This window comes from Caulobacter sp. FWC2 (assembly GCF_002742625.1).
GTDB lineage: Bacteria > Pseudomonadota > Alphaproteobacteria > Caulobacterales > Caulobacteraceae > Caulobacter.
Map to the genome: position 1 here is coordinate 1,961,128 of NZ_PEBF01000001.1, position 14,732 is coordinate 1,975,859.

The following is a 14,732-nucleotide window of genomic DNA, read 5'->3' on the forward strand; positions in this document are numbered from 1 at the left end:
CGACTGCTTCGCGCCCACACGTCATGGTTCAGACGCGATAGCGCGCTTCCAGCAGGTCGATTTCGCGAACGATCTTGCGGGCCGCCTCGCCGTCGAGAGCGCGTTCACGCACCATCCGGAAGATGACGTCGCGCTCGGCGACGAGGCCGGCGACCCGCAGTTGCCTTTCGATCTGCTCGACCTTGCGATCGATCGCGGCGGCTTCGGGCGTCTGCAGGCGTCCATCGATCCTCCGCCGATAGAGTTCCATGATCCGCGCCGAGGCGTCGGTATAGAGATCGGCGTCGTCGCGACCTTCGCCCAGGGCATGCTGCGCGGTCTCGATCGCCTGGATCGCGGCCTGGGCCGCCACGGCGCGGGCCTGGTCGATCTCGGCCTGATGCGACGGTTCCGGCGGAAGTTCGAGGTTTCGGAGCACGCGCGGCAACCCGACACTGGCCACCAGCAACGAGACGACAATCACGCCTGCGGCCAGAAAGATCGCCAGGTCGCGGGCGGGGAAGGCGGTTCCGTCGGCCAGGGTCAGCGGCAGGGTCAGGACGCCCGCCAGGGTGATGGCCCCGCGCACGCCAGCGAAGGACATGCCCAAAACCAAGCGCCAACCGATCTTGGGCGGACGTTCGCCGCGCCGGTGCGCCCTAAACAGCGTCCAGCGCAATGAGGTCCAGACCCAGGCGAAGCGCATCGCGCCCAGCGCCACGCTGATCGCGAGAACATAGACGGCTAGCCACCACGTCTCGTGATGGCCCGTCAGCTGGACCGTCTGCGCCGCCTTCTGGAGAATGCCGGGCATTTGCTCGCCAAGCAGCACGAAGATGATCCCGTTGGCGGTGAATTGTACGGTGTCCCAGACGGCTGCGCGCCTCACCCGCGTCACCGCGAGGCTTTCGCCGGACTGTTCGGTGAAGCTCATGGTCACCCCGGCGGCGACCGCGGCCAGGATTCCCGAACAGTGGAAGTGTTCGGCGAGCAGGTAGGCCCCGAACGGGATCAGCAGGCTGACTAGGATCTGGGCGCTGGTGTCCTCGCCCAACCGGCGCGTCAGCCATTGCTTGGCTCGGGTGATCGACCAGGTGACGCACACCCCGATCGCCAAGCCCCCAAGCGCGACCCAGAGGAACGTGACGAAGGCTTCCTGCAGCGAGAAGGCGCCGGTCAGCATGGCGGCGACGGCGAAGCGCATGCACACGAGACCCGAGGCGTCGTTGAGGAGGGATTCGCCCTCCAGGATGTGCATCATCCGCTTGGGGATGGGCGCGCGGGCGGCGATCGCGGACACGGCGATGGGGTCCGTCGGGGAAATGACCGCCGCCAAGGCGAACGCCACCGGCAGGGGCATGGCCGGGATCATCAGGTGGATCAGCCACCCCACGCCGACGACGGTCAGCACCACCAGGCCCAGGGCCAGTTCCAGCACGATGGCCTTGTCTCGCAGCAGGTCTTCCTTAGGGATCCGCCAGCCATCCAGAAACAGCAGCGGCGGCAGGAAGAGCAGGAAGAACAGGTCTGGCTTCAACTCGACGGTCGGGACGACCGACGCGGCGATGAGCGCGCCAAGAGCGATCTGAACGAGGGGAAGGGGCAGGCGGCTGAAACGCGCCAGCGAACCGCTGATGATGACGGCCAGCAACAGAACCAGGATCGTGACGACGGGATCCAAAACACCTCCAATGGCGATCCAGACAGGATCGTCGCAAGCTTACGATACGGTTCGGCTCGGAGCCGTTGAGGCGGCCAGTGCAAGGGCGTTCGTCAAGACTGTCAAATTCAAGCCGGGATCGCGTTAGTCCGCGAAGGCGAAGCGTCTAACGGCTAAAGAGCGTATTTGCGCCCTTCCTCCGCGATCATGAAGTTGAAAAAGCCGATCTCTTCGAGTTGCCGCTCTATCGACCTGCGGCTCGATCGCGGCGCTCCCGAAGGTTTGATGTGCGTGACGAGGATAGGCAGCGCCCGCATGCGAGCGTCATCCTGTGTCATGCCGCGCAAGGTCTGAAGCTCATTGTTCAGCCACATCGGGGTCAGGTGCCCGTAGAGCCGGGCGGTTGGGACTGGGTCGGGATACGAGACCTCGATCAGCATTCCCCGCAGCCGCCCTTGCCGCACCAGCGGGGCGACGGCGCGCCAAAGATCTTCCAGGTTCGTCGCGTGTTCGACCGCGTCGGGACCCGTGTCGCCCAGGCAGAGGAAGGCGTCCTGCCCGTTCCGGAGTAGGAACGCTGTCGACGTCACCCCTCCGTGCGAAAGCGGGTAGGCCGTGACGGTCATGCCCGTTCCAGCGATCGGCGCGGGCGTCCCGCCCGGTTCCAGGTCCTTGTAGTGATATTTGCCTATACGCGGCAGGGGACCACGGTCGCCCATGTTGGGCCATGCGACCCAGTTGAAATAATGATCCGCGAGCGCCTGGTTCACCTGCGGCAGGCCCATGATGTCTTTCTGGGTGTCGTCTGGGGACGCCAGTACAAGACCCGCGACATGGTCGAGGTGGGCGTGTGTGATCAGGTAGGCGGCGATGGAGGCCATCACCTGTTCGCGCGAGCCCGCGCCCGGGTAGCGCCCCTTGCGCACGGCCCGATCAAGGCCTGATGCCAGCGTGCCCGCGTCGCACATGACGCCCGCGCGAGTCCCGTGGGCGACGACATGGTAGGCGCTCGTCGGCTCTTCCACGCCGCCGTTGACGCCTAGCGCGACGACATCGAAGGCGGCCGGGGGCGGCGCGGCCGCCGAGAGCATGAGAAGCGCCGGAAGAAGCGCTCGCGGGAAACCTCGACCTTGCATGACGCCCTATCTCGAAAAGATCTGAAGCCTGTCGGGCCGGGAGCGGAATAGCGAGGCGGAAGGAGCGTGGCGGCGCCGCGGGCAGCGAGCACCCCCTTGGCGCTGTCCTAAGGGGCAGGACCGGCGCGAGCTTGCTCGGTACGGCGTCACATGAAGTAAGAAATTATTTCCGCTCACGCGCTCGCTTGACCGGCGGGCGCCACGCGCCATTGCATCCGACCAGAACAAGGCTTTCAGCGTCCCGGCGATCCGCTGCGGCGCAGGGGTCTTGGCGTAGCGTACAGGGCCGAGTTGGGGGAATTTGCGATCATGTTGAACTTGTCCGCCTGGACACGCCGATCCCTTTTGGCCGTGGCCTTCGCGGGGATGACGGCGACGTCGGCCCTGGCTCAGGCGCCGGTTTCGCCGCCCGTCGCGTCCACGGCGACCGCTCCCATCCCGATCCGAGTCGTCGTCGTCACGGCCTATGGGTTGGAAGACAGGGCGTGGATGGCCAAGGCGCCCCAGACGCTGGACTTCCCCAACGGAGTCGCGCCGCTCGGCTACGACCCGGCGAAGGGCGTCCTGATCGTGCGCACCGGCGTGGGCACCAACCATGCGGCCATCACCACCTTCGCCCTGGCGACCGATCCGCGCTTCGACCTTTCCAAGGCTTACTGGGTCATCGCCGCCATCGCCGGGGTCAATCCGAACGAGGCCTCGCCCGGGTCTGCGGCGTGGATCGGAAACGTCATCGATGTCGACTTCGGCAAGTGGGTCGATCCGCGCGAGGCCCCGCCGGAATGGACGGGCGGCTATCCGCCGTTCGAGCCGCCGCGCGCCGACCGCCCCAGCAGCGTCTACTATCCGCTCAACGTCGGCCTGCGGGATTGGGCTTACGGGCTGACAAAGGGCATCCAGCTTCCAGACACCGATGCGCTGAAGACGGCGCGGGCGCGCTTCTCGGGCTATCCGAACGGCGCCAAGCCGCCCTTCGTGCTGACCGGCGACGAAATCTCCGGCCAGGCCTACTGGCACGGCGAAATGCTGACAAAGCGCTACGCCAAGCTCGCCACGGACTTCAGTGGCGGCAAGAGCCGGTTCGTGATGACCGCCATGGAGGACACAGGCGTCGCTAACGCCCTCCGGAGGCTCGCCGTGGTCGGCAAGGCCGACTACGACCGGCTGGTCGTTCTGCGGACCGCCAGCAACTACTCGCAACAGGCTCCGGGCGAGGGTCCGGTCGACAGCATGAACCGCCCCTATGCCGGGGTCGGCGACGCCGCCGCCTACGCCGCCCTCGTGGTGGCCGGCAAGGTCGTCGACGAGCTCTCGGGCAACTGGGCGGTCTATCGCGACAAGATTCCCGGCGACGGGAAGTAACGACCTGAAACGGCGGATCGGCCCTCACGGTCGGTCCGACCGCGAGGACGCGCCAAGTGTCCCGACCGTTGGAGGAAACACCGCAGGCCCCGCTTCACGGCTCGCCAGGCGCTTCGGCGCCTGGACGCGGCCGGCGGCGCGGCGGGCTTAACGGCTTCAGTTCGGTGTGGCTCGGGGGGACCGCGGCGCACCACCTCAAGGGGATCCAAATGCGACATCTTTATGCCGCGAGCGCCATCGCGCTCGCCTTGGCGGCCACCGGGACGACGGTCGTCGCCCAGGAGACGACCTCCTCGATCCGCGGCTCGGTGACCGCCGGCAGCGCGGCCTCGGTCAACGCCAGCGTCAGCGCCGTACACGAACCCTCGGGCACGACCGCGAACGCCACCACCAACAGCGCCGGCGCCTTCAACCTGACCGGCTTGCGTCCGGGCGGCCCTTACACCGTGACGGTGACTGCGCCGGGCTTCGCGCCGGTGACCTCGCAGAACCTCTTCCTGAGCGTGGGTCAGCCTTATGTCCTGCCGGTCGCCGTGGGCGACACGCAGGTCGACGCCCTGGTGGTGACCGCCACGCGGGGGGAAAAGAGCGGCCCGCTGGTCACGGTGTTCGACCGCGACAGCATCGCCAGCGTGGCCTCGGTGTCCCGCGATATCCGCGACATCGCCCGTCGCGATCCGTTCGCTTCGTTCAATCCCAGCACCCGCGGTGTTTCGATCGCGGGCCAGAACGGCCGGACCAACCGCTTCTCGGTCGACGGCGTGCGCTTTTCGGACAACTTCGGCCTGAACCAGGGCGGCCTGCCCAGCGCGCGGGGCCCCATCCCCTTGGACGCGATCGAGCAGCTGTCGGTCAAGATCGCGCCCTATGACATCTCCGAAGGGGATTTCCAGGGCGGCTCGATCAATGTCGTTCTGCGCTCGGGTGGCAACAAGTTCACCGGCGCCGCCGGTTACACCTATTCGGACGACAGCCTGATGGGCACGAAGTCCAAGGGCAGCACCTTCTCGCAAGAGATGACCTCCAAGACGCGCAACGCGTTCATCTCGGGGCCGATCATCAAGGACAAGCTGTTCTTCGCGTTCGCCTACGAGAAGCTTGATGAGACCGTCCCGTCGGTCTTCGGCCCGCCGGGCTCGGGCAACGCCGTACCGAACCTGACCCAGGGGCAGATCGATCAGGTCACCTCGATCGCCAAGTCGGTCTATGGCTACGACACGCTCGGCGTGCTGACCAGCCGTCCGGAAAAGGACAAGAAATGGACGCTGAAGCTCGACTGGAACATCAGCGACAACCAGCGCCTGTCCTATTCGACCATCCAGAACAAGGGTGAGACGATCGCGCTGAGCGGCGGCACCTCGTCGATCACCTCGCCGGGCCTGGGCCTGGGCTCCTATGCCACTCATGAGCCGGAGAAGGTCGAGACCCACGTCCTGCAGCTGAACTCCCGGTGGACCAACGCTTTCAGCACCGAGTTGCGGGTCAACTATCGCGACTCGATGAAGATCCCGATCTCGTTCGGCTCGCCAGGCTACAGCGACATCACCGTCTGCCTCGACCCGGTCGCCGTCGGTTCGCTGAACCAGTGCACCCAGACGGGCACGCCGCGACTGGTGTTCGGCACGGAAGCCTTCAGCCAGGCCGACGTCGTCGGGCAAAAGCAGTACGGCGCCGAATTCGTCGCCCGCTACAACCTCGGCGACCACGCCTTCAAGCTGCATGCGTCCTACAGCCGGCTGAAGATCAGCAACACCTTCGTGGCCAACTCGCTGGGCACCTACTATTTCGACTCCTTGGCGGACTTCCAGACCCGCCAGGCCGGCCAGCTTCTGTACCAGTACTCGATCACGGGCAAGCTGTCGGATGCCAGCGCCAGCTTCGACTATGATCAGCTGACCTTCGGCGCCCAGGACAGCTGGGACATCACGCCGGAGCTGAACATCACCGCCGGCGTCCGTTTCGACGGCTACAAGATGAACGACCAGGCGCCGCTGAAGACGTCGTTCGTCAATCGCTACGGCTTCGCCAACAACGCCAATATCGACGGCAACCTCGTTGTCCAGCCGCGCGTCGGCGTGACCTGGCGGCCGACCGATCGCCTGACGGTCCGCGGCGGCGTGGGCCTGTTCAACGGCGGCGCGCCGGACGTTTTCGTCGGCAACAGCTTCTCGAACGCCGGGGTGTTCACCAACACGGTTACGATCGGCCGCGCCGTCGGCGGTACGGGCTGCACCATCCCGGCCACGGTGGCCAACGCCGCGGCGATCTGCGCGGCGGCCCTGAACAATGTGCAGGGCAACAAGATCGACCCGCTGGTGAGCAGCTATCTGCAGACCAACATCTCCGCGCTCGGGGCCTCGCCGACCTCGTTCATCCTGCCGAGCTTCAAGCTGCCCGCGCAGTGGAAGACCAACCTGTCGGTCGACTACGTGGCGGATCTGGGCGAGCGACTGGGCGACGGCTGGCGCTTCGGCGCGGACCTGTTCTATGGGCGCGCGGACTCCGCAGCCTACTATACCGACCTGCGCCTGACGAAGGTCGGAACGGCGCCCGACGGTCGCGCCATCTATGCCGACACCTATACCAACACGGCCAACAGCGACCTGGCCATGCTGAGCACCGACAAGGGCAAGTCGATCATCGCCGTCGCCCGAGCCAGCAAGTCCTTCGACTTCGGCCTGGATACCGGCATCAGCTATACATACTCGGACGTGAAGTCGCTGTCGGACATGGGCAGCTACGCCTCGGGCGGTTCGACGGCCAGCGGCACCTACGGCGGCCAGCCGATGGTCGACCCGAACCAGCCGGCCTATGGTCGGTCCAGCTACGAGGTGCGGGACAACTGGAAGTTCAACATCGACTACGCCCACGCCTTCTTCGGCGACTACAAGACCAGCTTCAACCTGTTCGGGGAACTGCGCTCGGGCTCGCCCTACAGCCTGACGATGAACACCACCTCGTCCAACAGCCGCTCGACCCTGTTCGGCACGACCGGCGGCACCAACCGCTATCTGCTGTATGTGCCGGATGTGTCGAGCATCACCGCCGACTCCAAGGTCAGCTATGCCTCGACGGCGGTCTACGAGGCGTTCCGCGACTTCGTGCGGGCCAACGACCTGAGCCAGGGCGTGATCGGCAAGAACACCGAAAAGTCCCCGGACTACTTCAAGGTCGACCTGCACGTCGAACAGGAAGTGCCCGCGCCGTTCCTTGGCTCGGCGCGTTTCAAGCTGTTCGGCGACGTCGAGAACCTGCTGAACCTGATCAACAGCGACTGGGGCTCCTACCGGACCTACAACCCGCTGACCTCGGTAGTGAACGTCGCCTGCGCCCAGCAGGCCGGCTCGAGCTGCAATCAGTACTCCTACACCGCCTTCACCAAGCCGACCTTGCAGCCGAACGCCCAACTGGGCGTCTGGCGCGTGCGCCTGGGGGCCCGCTTCGAGTTCTAGTTTTTACCGCTTAAGTTTCGGCCTCGGCGCTCGCGCCGGGGCCGATTCCATATTAGGGGGCAGGGCATGATGTCCGCATCCATGAAGGCCCTCGCGGCCCTGTTCGCCGCCAGTTGCTTGGCGTCCGCCTGTCCGGTGATCGCCGGGACGCCCGCAGACACCGAGCTGGACGCCCTGTTCGCCAAGGCGGCGAACTCGCCACCGTTGCTGCGCGTGCTGTTGACCAAGCTGCCCAAGGGCGCGGACCTGCACAACCACGCCGGCGGCGGCACCTATGCCGAGGACTTCATCGCTTGGGCAGCGGCCGCCGATGGCTGTTTCTCCAGGTCGACCCAGTCCCTGGTATCGGCCCCTTGCGCCGGTGAGGCCAACGCTGATCGCGTTGCGCTGAAGGGCCTGCCCGAGCGTGACCCCGACCTCTACAGCGACATCGTCGATGCGCTCTCCACCCGCCGCTTCGAGCAGGGGGTAGGCGATCCGGAAATCTCCGGTCACCGTCGTTTCTTCCGCACCTTTGGCCGCTCGGGACGGGGCGGCGGCGAGGACCGCGGCGTGCGGATCCAGGCCGAGGCTCTGCGCCAGGCCGCGCTCGACAACACCCTGTATCTTGAGCTGATGGCCGGCTCGAGCGCCTCGCGCGCGGTCGTCCAGGCTTCGGCCGGCATCCCATGGGCCGATCCGTGGGTCCAGACGGCCGACGGCTCGCCGCCCCAGCGCCTGGACGCCAAGATACTGCAAGCCCGTCTCGACCAGCTGAAACCGGTCATAGCCAAGGCTACGCCGGCGGCGGTCGCAGAGGCTGACGCCAATGATAAGGCCATCGCCGCCCTTAATCGGTGTGGGACCGCGAAGCCCGAGCCGGCCTGCGATGTGACGCTGCGCTATCTGCTGTCGATCTCGCGCCAGCGCCCGCCGGAGGTGGTGTTCGGCCAGATGGCCGCCGCCTTCGCCCTGGTGAAGGCCGATCCGCGCTATGTCGGGATCAACATCCTGGAGCCCGAGGACGGTCCGGTTTCGCTGCGAGACTACCGTCTGCACATGCGTCTCTTCGCCTTCTTCCGGACGTTGTATCCAGACGTGCCCCTGACCCTCCACGCGGGCGAGCTGGCCATGGGCCTCACGCCGCCGCGCGACCTGCGGTTCCATATCGCCGAGGCGGTCGAGATCGCCGGGGCCCGCCGTATCGGCCATGGGGTCGACATCGCCTACGAGGACGACGCCGAAAAGCTGCTGGCGCGCATGGCCCGCGACAAGATCGCCGTCGAAATCAACCTGACCAGCAACGACGTCATCCTGGGCGTGAAAGGCAAAGACCATCCGCTGCCGCTGTATCTGGCCGCCGGTGTGCCCGTGACCCTGTCGACCGACGACCTGGGCGTCTCGCGAAGCGATCTGACTCACGAATACATGCGCGCGGTTCTGGAGCAGGGCGTGCGCTACGGTCAGCTGAAGCAGATGTCGCGCAACAGCCTGACCTACGCGTTCCTGCAAGGCGCGAGCCTGTGGGATGGCCCCTGCGCCGACGCCAGCGGCCTGACGCCGTCCGGCCCCTGCGCGGCGGTGCTGAAGGCCAGCCCCAAGGCGCGCGATCAGTGGCGTCTGGAGCGGGCCTTCGACGTTTTCGAGACCGAGATGAAGGCCATCGTCCCGAAACTCGCCCCGTAGGCTGCAGGGCGGCGGTTTACGCAGCTATGGGCGCAACTGGTTCTTGAAAACGCCCCCTGGTTCGGACTCAAATCCCGTTCGGTGGCGGGCTCCCGGAAGCCCAGCCGGTAGGCGAAGCGCCCAGGGTCAGGTCCAGCACACCGCCTTGGACAAGCTCCTGGTGGGTGATCCAGGCGCGATTGAGCGGCTTGCCGTTCAGCCGCGCCGCGACGATGTAGCGGTTGGTTTTGGAAGCCCCGGGCGCCTGGACCGTGAAGCTCTTGCCGGCCTCCAGCGCGATGACGCCGCGCGTGAACACCGGCGGGACGATGTAGTAGTAAGGCTGGCCGGCGTTTGGATACAGCCCGATCGCGTTCCAGACGTACCAGCTGGACATCGCCCCGGCGTCGTCATTGCCGGGCAAGCCGGTGCGGCTGAGCCGATAGTGCTTCTCCATCAGGCCTCGGACCGTCTCGGCCGTGCGGTCGGGGCGACCGGCATGGATGTAGAGGTAGGGGGCCAGGATGTCGGGCTCGTTGCCTTGCGAATAGTGGCCGTCGAACAGCCGGTCCAACCAGGCGATGAAGCCTTCCCGTCCGCCCGCCTTCGTCATCAGGCCGGCCACGTCCTGGGGGACGTAACTCGAATACTGCAGGGCGTTGCCTTCGTAGAAGACGGCGTCCCACCAGGGGCCCGAACGGTCGGGATACTCATAGATGCAGCTGTAGTTCTCGACCCAGTCGCCGCTGGGATATCGCGGACGCACGCAGCCTAGCTGATCGTCCCAGATGTTCTTCCAGTTGCTCGCGCGCGCCAGATAGCGACGGGCGTCCTCGGTCTTGCCCAGGGCCTTGGCCACCACGCCGATCGCGTAGTCGTCATAGGCGTATTCCAGTGTCCGCGAGGCCGACCGGGTCTGCGTGAACGGGACATAGCCCAGCTTCAGATAGTCCTTCAGCACGCGGCCTTGCAGGAACGGCTGATCGGAATCGACCTCGCCGTTCTTGCGGATCGCCTCATAGGCCAAGGCCTGGTCGAAGCCGCCCAGACCCTTGACCACGGCATCCGCAACGAGGATGTCGCCGTTGGAGCCGCCCTGGGTCATGCCGTTGGCGCCGGCGATGCGCGCGTCGGGCATCCAGCCGGTGTGCTTATAGGTGTCGATCAGCGACCGCAGCATGTCCCGCTGTCGCTGCGGCTGAATGATAGTCAGCAGGGGGTGCACCGTCCGGAACGTGTCCCACAGGGTGTAGAAGTCCTCGTAGTGCGGCTCGTCCGACGCCCACCAGGCGTTCTCGCCGCTGAGGTCATGGGGCATGGTGTGGGTGCGGTAGAGCGCCGAATAGAAGATCTTCTGCTGCTCGTCGGCGCCGCCCTCGACCTGGATCTTCGCCAGGGCGTCGCTCCATAGGGTCTCGGCGGCCAGATGGTAGGCGTCGAAATCCCAGCCGGGCATCTCCTCGGCCAGGTTCGCGCGGGCCTTGTCCGCGCTGATGAACGACACCGCCAGCTTCATCTGAACCTGGCGGGCGGTGGTGGTGTCGAACGTCAGATAGGCGCCGAGGCGATTGGAGAACTCGCGTTCGGTGTCGTACTCGATCATCAAGCCCTGGCGGTTCGCGGGGCTCTTCACCTGGACCCCGCCTTCGGAGCGGCCAGCGCCCGGCTTGGCCTCGAACCAGCCCTGGCCGGCCTTCCAGGCGCCGAACGCCTTGGCCGGACGATCGACGACGGCGTGGAAATAGAGCGTGTAGGGCGCCGGGTTCCAGCCGCCCTCGACCGTGACCTCACCCGACAGGGTGTGGTCGTCGATCAGTTCGACCTTGGCCAGGCGAACCCGCTGGCCCCGCCCGCGCATGGCGACCAAGGAGCTCACGTCGAAGATCAGCTGGCTTTCGGCCTGGGCCGGATAGGTGAGGCGCTGGAAGCCGACCCGACGCGAAGCGGTCAGTTCGACCTTGATCCGCTCGGCGTCACTGTTGCCCAGGCCGACGGCGTAGTAGCCCGGCGAGGCCCGCTCGTCGGTCTTGCCGAAGTGCAGGTGGTTGACCCGAAGCGGGCCGACCGTCGGGGTGACGCGGAAGTTCCCGTACTTGCCCGATCCGCCCGTGCCGCTGACGTGGGTATAGCTGAAGCCCATGATCGGGCTCTTGGAATCATAGCCGTTGGTGTCGGCATTGGTCGTGTCGGGGCTCAGCGACACGAAGCCGAACGGCACGCCGGCGCCCGGCACGGTGTTGCCGCCCGTCACGCCGCCGCCGTCGACGCCGACGAACGGATCGACCTTGGCCAACAGGTCGGGTCTCGGTTGGGCCTGGACGGCGCCGCAGCCGAAAACCAAAGCCCCGATCAAGCCGAGAAGAGGCTTACGCGTGGAGACGAGGTTCTGCCTGAGCATGATTTTCTTCTCCATCGATCCAGGTGGCCGTGACGTTCAGCCGCTCATCCAGCAAGCAGAAGTCGGCCGCATAACCCTTGGCGATCTTGCCGCGCTGGGCGCCGAGGCCCAGGAACGCGGCGGGGGCGGCCGAGGCCATGGTCACGGCGTCTTCCAGGCTGACGCCCAGCATCGCCACGGCGTTGCGCACCGCGCCGGCCATGTCGAGGTCGGAGCCGGCCAGGGTGCCATGGTCGTCGACGCAGACGCCGTCGCGCACGACGATCTGGCGCCCCTGCAGGACGAACCGCTTGTCGGCCATGCCCACGGTCGGCATGGCGTCGGTCACTAGCATGAACCGATCCAGCGGCCGGGTGCGCAGGGCGATCTTCAGCGTCGTCGGGTCGACGTGGCGGCCGTCGACGATGATGCCGCACCAGGCGCTCGTGCTCTCCAGCGCCGCGCCCACCGCGCCCGGCTCGCGGCTGGTCAGGGGCGACATGGCGTTGAACAGGTGGGTGAAGCCGGTCAGGCCATGGTCCAGCGCCTGGCGCATGGTCTTGTAGAGCGCGTTGGTGTGGCCGGCGGCGACGCGCACGCCGGCGTCGGCCAGGCGCTGGATCATCTCCGGCGTCGTGCGCTCGGGGGCCAGGGTGACCAGGGTCTGGCCGACCTTCAGCGAGGTCAGCAGCGCCAGGGCGTCTTCGTCGATGACGCGGAACTTGCCCTCGTCATGGATGCCCTTGCGCTTGGGATTGAGGAACGGGCCCTCGATGTGGATGCCCAGCACGCCGGGCACGCCCCGTTCGATGGCCTGCTCGGTGGCCCGCATGGCCCGGTCGACCACGGAGAGATCGTCGCTGATCAGGGTCGGCAGGAACCCGGTCGTGCCATAGGCGCGGTGGGCCGCGCCGATCGCGGCGATGGCCTCGGGCGTGGGCGAGTCGTTGAACAGCACCCCGCCGCCGCCATTGACCTGGGTGTCGATATAGCCGGGGACCAGAAGGCCGCCGTTAAGGTCTCGCCGCTTGGCCCCTGGCGGAACCGCGCCCGCCTCGACGACGCCGGCGATCACGCCGTTCTCGACCAGCACGGCCTTGCCGTCGACGACGCCGGCTTCCGTCAGGACGCGGCCATTTACAAGCGAGGCCAGCATCAGAGGGTTTCGGTGACCTTGTTGAGGTGGGGCGGGCTGTCGGGGTCGTAGCCGCGCGCCACCGACAGGGCGTTGGCCATGCGGTAGAAGCTCTGGATCATCAGGATCGGCTCGAGGACCGGGTGGCTGGACAGGGTCGGCAGCACGCCGCCGCCGGCCTCGCCCATTTCCGTTCGATTGGGCGCGGCGATCAGCACGTCGGCGCCGCGCTCGCGCAGGCCCGTGGCCATGTCGTCGACGCTGGCGCGGCTCTCGTCGTTCTGGGCGAAGACCAGGACGGGGAAGCCGTCCTTGACCAGGGCCATGGGGCCATGCAGCACCTCGGCGGCGCTGAAGGCCTCGGCGTGCAGGCCGCAGGTCTCCTTGAACTTCAGGGCCGCCTCCAGGGCGACGGCGAAGCCGACGCCGCGGCCCAGGACGTAGAGGTTGCGGGCCGGCGTCAGGCGCTCGACGGCCGGGGTCCAGTCCAGGGCCCAGGCCTGCGCCAGGGCGTCGGGCAGGGTCGCCAGAGCCTGGGTCAGCTCATCGTCCTGCCTCCAGGCGGCGATCAGCTGGGTGATGGCCGCGAGGGCGGCGATATATGACTTGGTGGCGGCCACCGACAGCTCGGGACCGGCGTGCAGCGGGATCACCGCGTCGGCCAGCTGGGCCAGCGGCGAGTCGACCACATTGACCAGGGCCACGGCATAGGCGCCGGCCGCCTTGGCCGCCTTCACCGAGGCCAGCAGGTCGGGGCTCTTGCCCGACTGCGAGATGGCCAGAACCAGCGCGCCGTCCAGATTGGGCGAGGCGTCATAGACCGAGCTGACCGACAGGCCCGCCGACGAGGTCAGCACCCCGGCCCTGGTCTCGATCAGGTAGCGGGCGAAGGTGGCGGCGTGGTCGCTGCTGCCGCGCGCGCAGGTCACCACCACGCGCGGCGGATTGGCCCGCAGCCGCTCGGCCAGGGCCTCGATCGCGCCGGCGTTGGCCGCCAGCTGCGCGGCCACGACCGCCGAGGCCTCGCCCGCTTCCAGGAACATGCGCGTGGCTTCAGGCGACAACCTCGCGGGCGCGGGGGTCTCAGGACGGGTCAAGACGGTCGTCTCCAAGCTATGACTCCTCAGGACTGATCATTGAGTTCGGCGACGAAGTCATAGGCGTCGCCTCGGTAGTACGAATGGGAGACTTCCACCGCGCGGCCGTCCTTCAGGAAGCCGCGCCGCTCGACGAGCAGGCCGGCGTCCTTGGGCTTTACGCCGAGCAGGGGCGCGTGTTCGCGCGTGATCAGGATGCCGCGCAGGCGTTGCAAGGCCCGGGCAGGGCGATGGCCGCTCGCGGCCATGGCAGCGTAGAGCGAGTCGCCGACAGCGTTGGCGGAGGGCAGGGCGAAGGCGGCGATGGTGGTGTACTCCACGGCCATCGGCGCGCCGTCGGCGTAGCGGATGCGCGTGAAGCGGTAAACCGGCGTGCCCGGCGAAAGGCCCAGGGTCAGCGATTCTTCCGGCGTCACCTTGCCCTCGCTGCGGTCTATCCACTCGCTATGGGGCTTGCGGCCGCGTGAGAGCATGTCCTCGGTAAAGCAGGTCAGCTTGGAGAAGTTCTTCTCCACACGCGCGGCGACGAAAGTGCCGGCGCCTTGTCGGCGCGTCAGCAGGCCTTCGCTCACCAGACCTTCCAGAGCCTTGCGAACGGTGATCCGCGACACGGAAAAGTCCTCCGCCATCTCGCGTTCGGGCGGCAAGGCGTCGTCGGCCACGAGCATCTTGAGCTGGATGGCCTCGCGCAGGGCGCGCTGAAGCTGGAGATAGAGCGGCGCGGAATCCGCGCCGTGGGCGAAGCCTATGCGCTGGGATAGGGACACGGCGTTCGCGGCTCCTCCATCTGAGCGACGCGGAGGCAGATCGCTCGCGTCGTACGATACCAATGTAAGTCCTATTTGCCTCGATGTGAGGGGGTATGTCATCCCGTTACGTCAATGCCCGCT

General features: G+C 67.0%; 9 protein-coding genes. 3 read left to right on the forward strand and 6 right to left on the reverse strand.

The annotated features are described in order from the left end of the window. Nucleotides 1-28 precede the first annotated feature (28 nt). Together CSW62_RS09550 and CSW62_RS09555 are read right to left on the reverse strand one after the other, a co-directional pair. Nucleotides 29-1,660, reverse strand: coding sequence for a Na+/H+ antiporter (locus CSW62_RS09550; RefSeq protein ID WP_099577198.1), 1,632 nt, complete (start codon nucleotides 1,658-1,660; stop codon nucleotides 29-31). Between the two features lie 152 nt (nucleotides 1,661-1,812). Further along, nucleotides 1,813-2,730, reverse strand: a complete 918-nt coding sequence (locus tag CSW62_RS09555) for an MBL fold metallo-hydrolase (protein WP_158235414.1) — start codon at nucleotides 2,728-2,730, stop codon at nucleotides 1,813-1,815. Between the two features lie 354 nt (nucleotides 2,731-3,084). Between CSW62_RS09555 and CSW62_RS09560 the strand changes: the two genes are divergently transcribed. The 3 genes from CSW62_RS09560 to CSW62_RS09570 all read left to right on the forward strand — a co-directional run bounded on the left by CSW62_RS09560 (nucleotide 3,085) and on the right by CSW62_RS09570 (nucleotide 9,254). Further along, entirely contained in the window at nucleotides 3,085-4,137 is a 1,053-nt protein-coding gene (locus CSW62_RS09560) for a purine nucleoside permease (RefSeq protein WP_099577202.1), read from the forward strand. A gap of 209 nt (nucleotides 4,138-4,346) precedes the next feature. Further along, nucleotides 4,347-7,589 carry a TonB-dependent receptor gene (locus CSW62_RS09565; RefSeq protein ID WP_099577204.1) on the forward strand — a complete coding sequence of 1,081 codons (3,243 nt, stop codon included), beginning with the start codon at nucleotides 4,347-4,349 and terminating at the stop codon, nucleotides 7,587-7,589. 66 nt (nucleotides 7,590-7,655) lie between these two features. After that, nucleotides 7,656-9,254: an adenosine deaminase gene (locus CSW62_RS09570; protein WP_199170557.1), complete on the forward strand. Its 1,599-nt coding sequence runs from the start codon at nucleotides 7,656-7,658 to the stop codon at nucleotides 9,252-9,254. A gap of 67 nt (nucleotides 9,255-9,321) precedes the next feature. Here CSW62_RS09570 and CSW62_RS09575 read toward each other — a convergent pair whose 3' ends face one another. The 4 genes from CSW62_RS09575 to CSW62_RS09590 are packed head-to-tail and all read right to left on the reverse strand — an operon-like array spanning nucleotide 9,322 to nucleotide 14,711. Then, nucleotides 9,322-11,631 (reverse strand): GH92 family glycosyl hydrolase, encoded by a 2,310-nt coding sequence (locus CSW62_RS09575; protein WP_099577208.1) that lies wholly within the window; start codon nucleotides 11,629-11,631, stop codon nucleotides 9,322-9,324. Next, nucleotides 11,600-12,766: an N-acetylglucosamine-6-phosphate deacetylase gene (gene nagA, locus CSW62_RS09580; protein WP_099577210.1), complete on the reverse strand. Its 1,167-nt coding sequence runs from the start codon at nucleotides 12,764-12,766 to the stop codon at nucleotides 11,600-11,602. The genes CSW62_RS09575 and nagA overlap by 32 nt, the downstream gene beginning before the upstream one ends. Then, nucleotides 12,766-13,857, reverse strand: a complete 1,092-nt coding sequence (locus tag CSW62_RS09585) for an SIS domain-containing protein (protein WP_099577212.1) — start codon at nucleotides 13,855-13,857, stop codon at nucleotides 12,766-12,768. Before CSW62_RS09585 ends, nagA begins: the two co-directional genes overlap by 1 nt. 11 nt (nucleotides 13,858-13,868) lie before the next feature. Beyond that, a complete protein-coding gene (locus CSW62_RS09590) occupies nucleotides 13,869-14,711 on the reverse strand; it encodes a GntR family transcriptional regulator (protein ID WP_099577214.1) in 843 nt (280 codons plus the stop codon). Nucleotides 14,712-14,732: the final 21 nt, after the last annotated feature.

Excerpts from the sequence above, each read along its gene's own strand:
- CSW62_RS09560 (WP_099577202.1), top strand. The coding sequence starts at position 3,085 with ATGTTGAACTTGTCCGCCTGGACACGCCGATCCCTTTTGGCCGTGGCC.
- CSW62_RS09555 (WP_158235414.1), bottom strand. The coding sequence starts at position 2,730 with ATGCTCTCGGCGGCCGCGCCGCCCCCGGCCGCCTTCGATGTCGTCGCG.
- nagA (WP_099577210.1), bottom strand. The coding sequence starts at position 12,766 with ATGCTGGCCTCGCTTGTAAATGGCCGCGTCCTGACGGAAGCCGGCGTC.
- CSW62_RS09575 (WP_099577208.1), bottom strand. The coding sequence starts at position 11,631 with ATGCTCAGGCAGAACCTCGTCTCCACGCGTAAGCCTCTTCTCGGCTTG.
- CSW62_RS09565 (WP_099577204.1), top strand. The coding sequence starts at position 4,347 with ATGCGACATCTTTATGCCGCGAGCGCCATCGCGCTCGCCTTGGCGGCC.
- CSW62_RS09570 (WP_199170557.1), top strand. The coding sequence starts at position 7,656 with ATGATGTCCGCATCCATGAAGGCCCTCGCGGCCCTGTTCGCCGCCAGT.
- CSW62_RS09590 (WP_099577214.1), bottom strand. The coding sequence starts at position 14,711 with ATGACATACCCCCTCACATCGAGGCAAATAGGACTTACATTGGTATCG.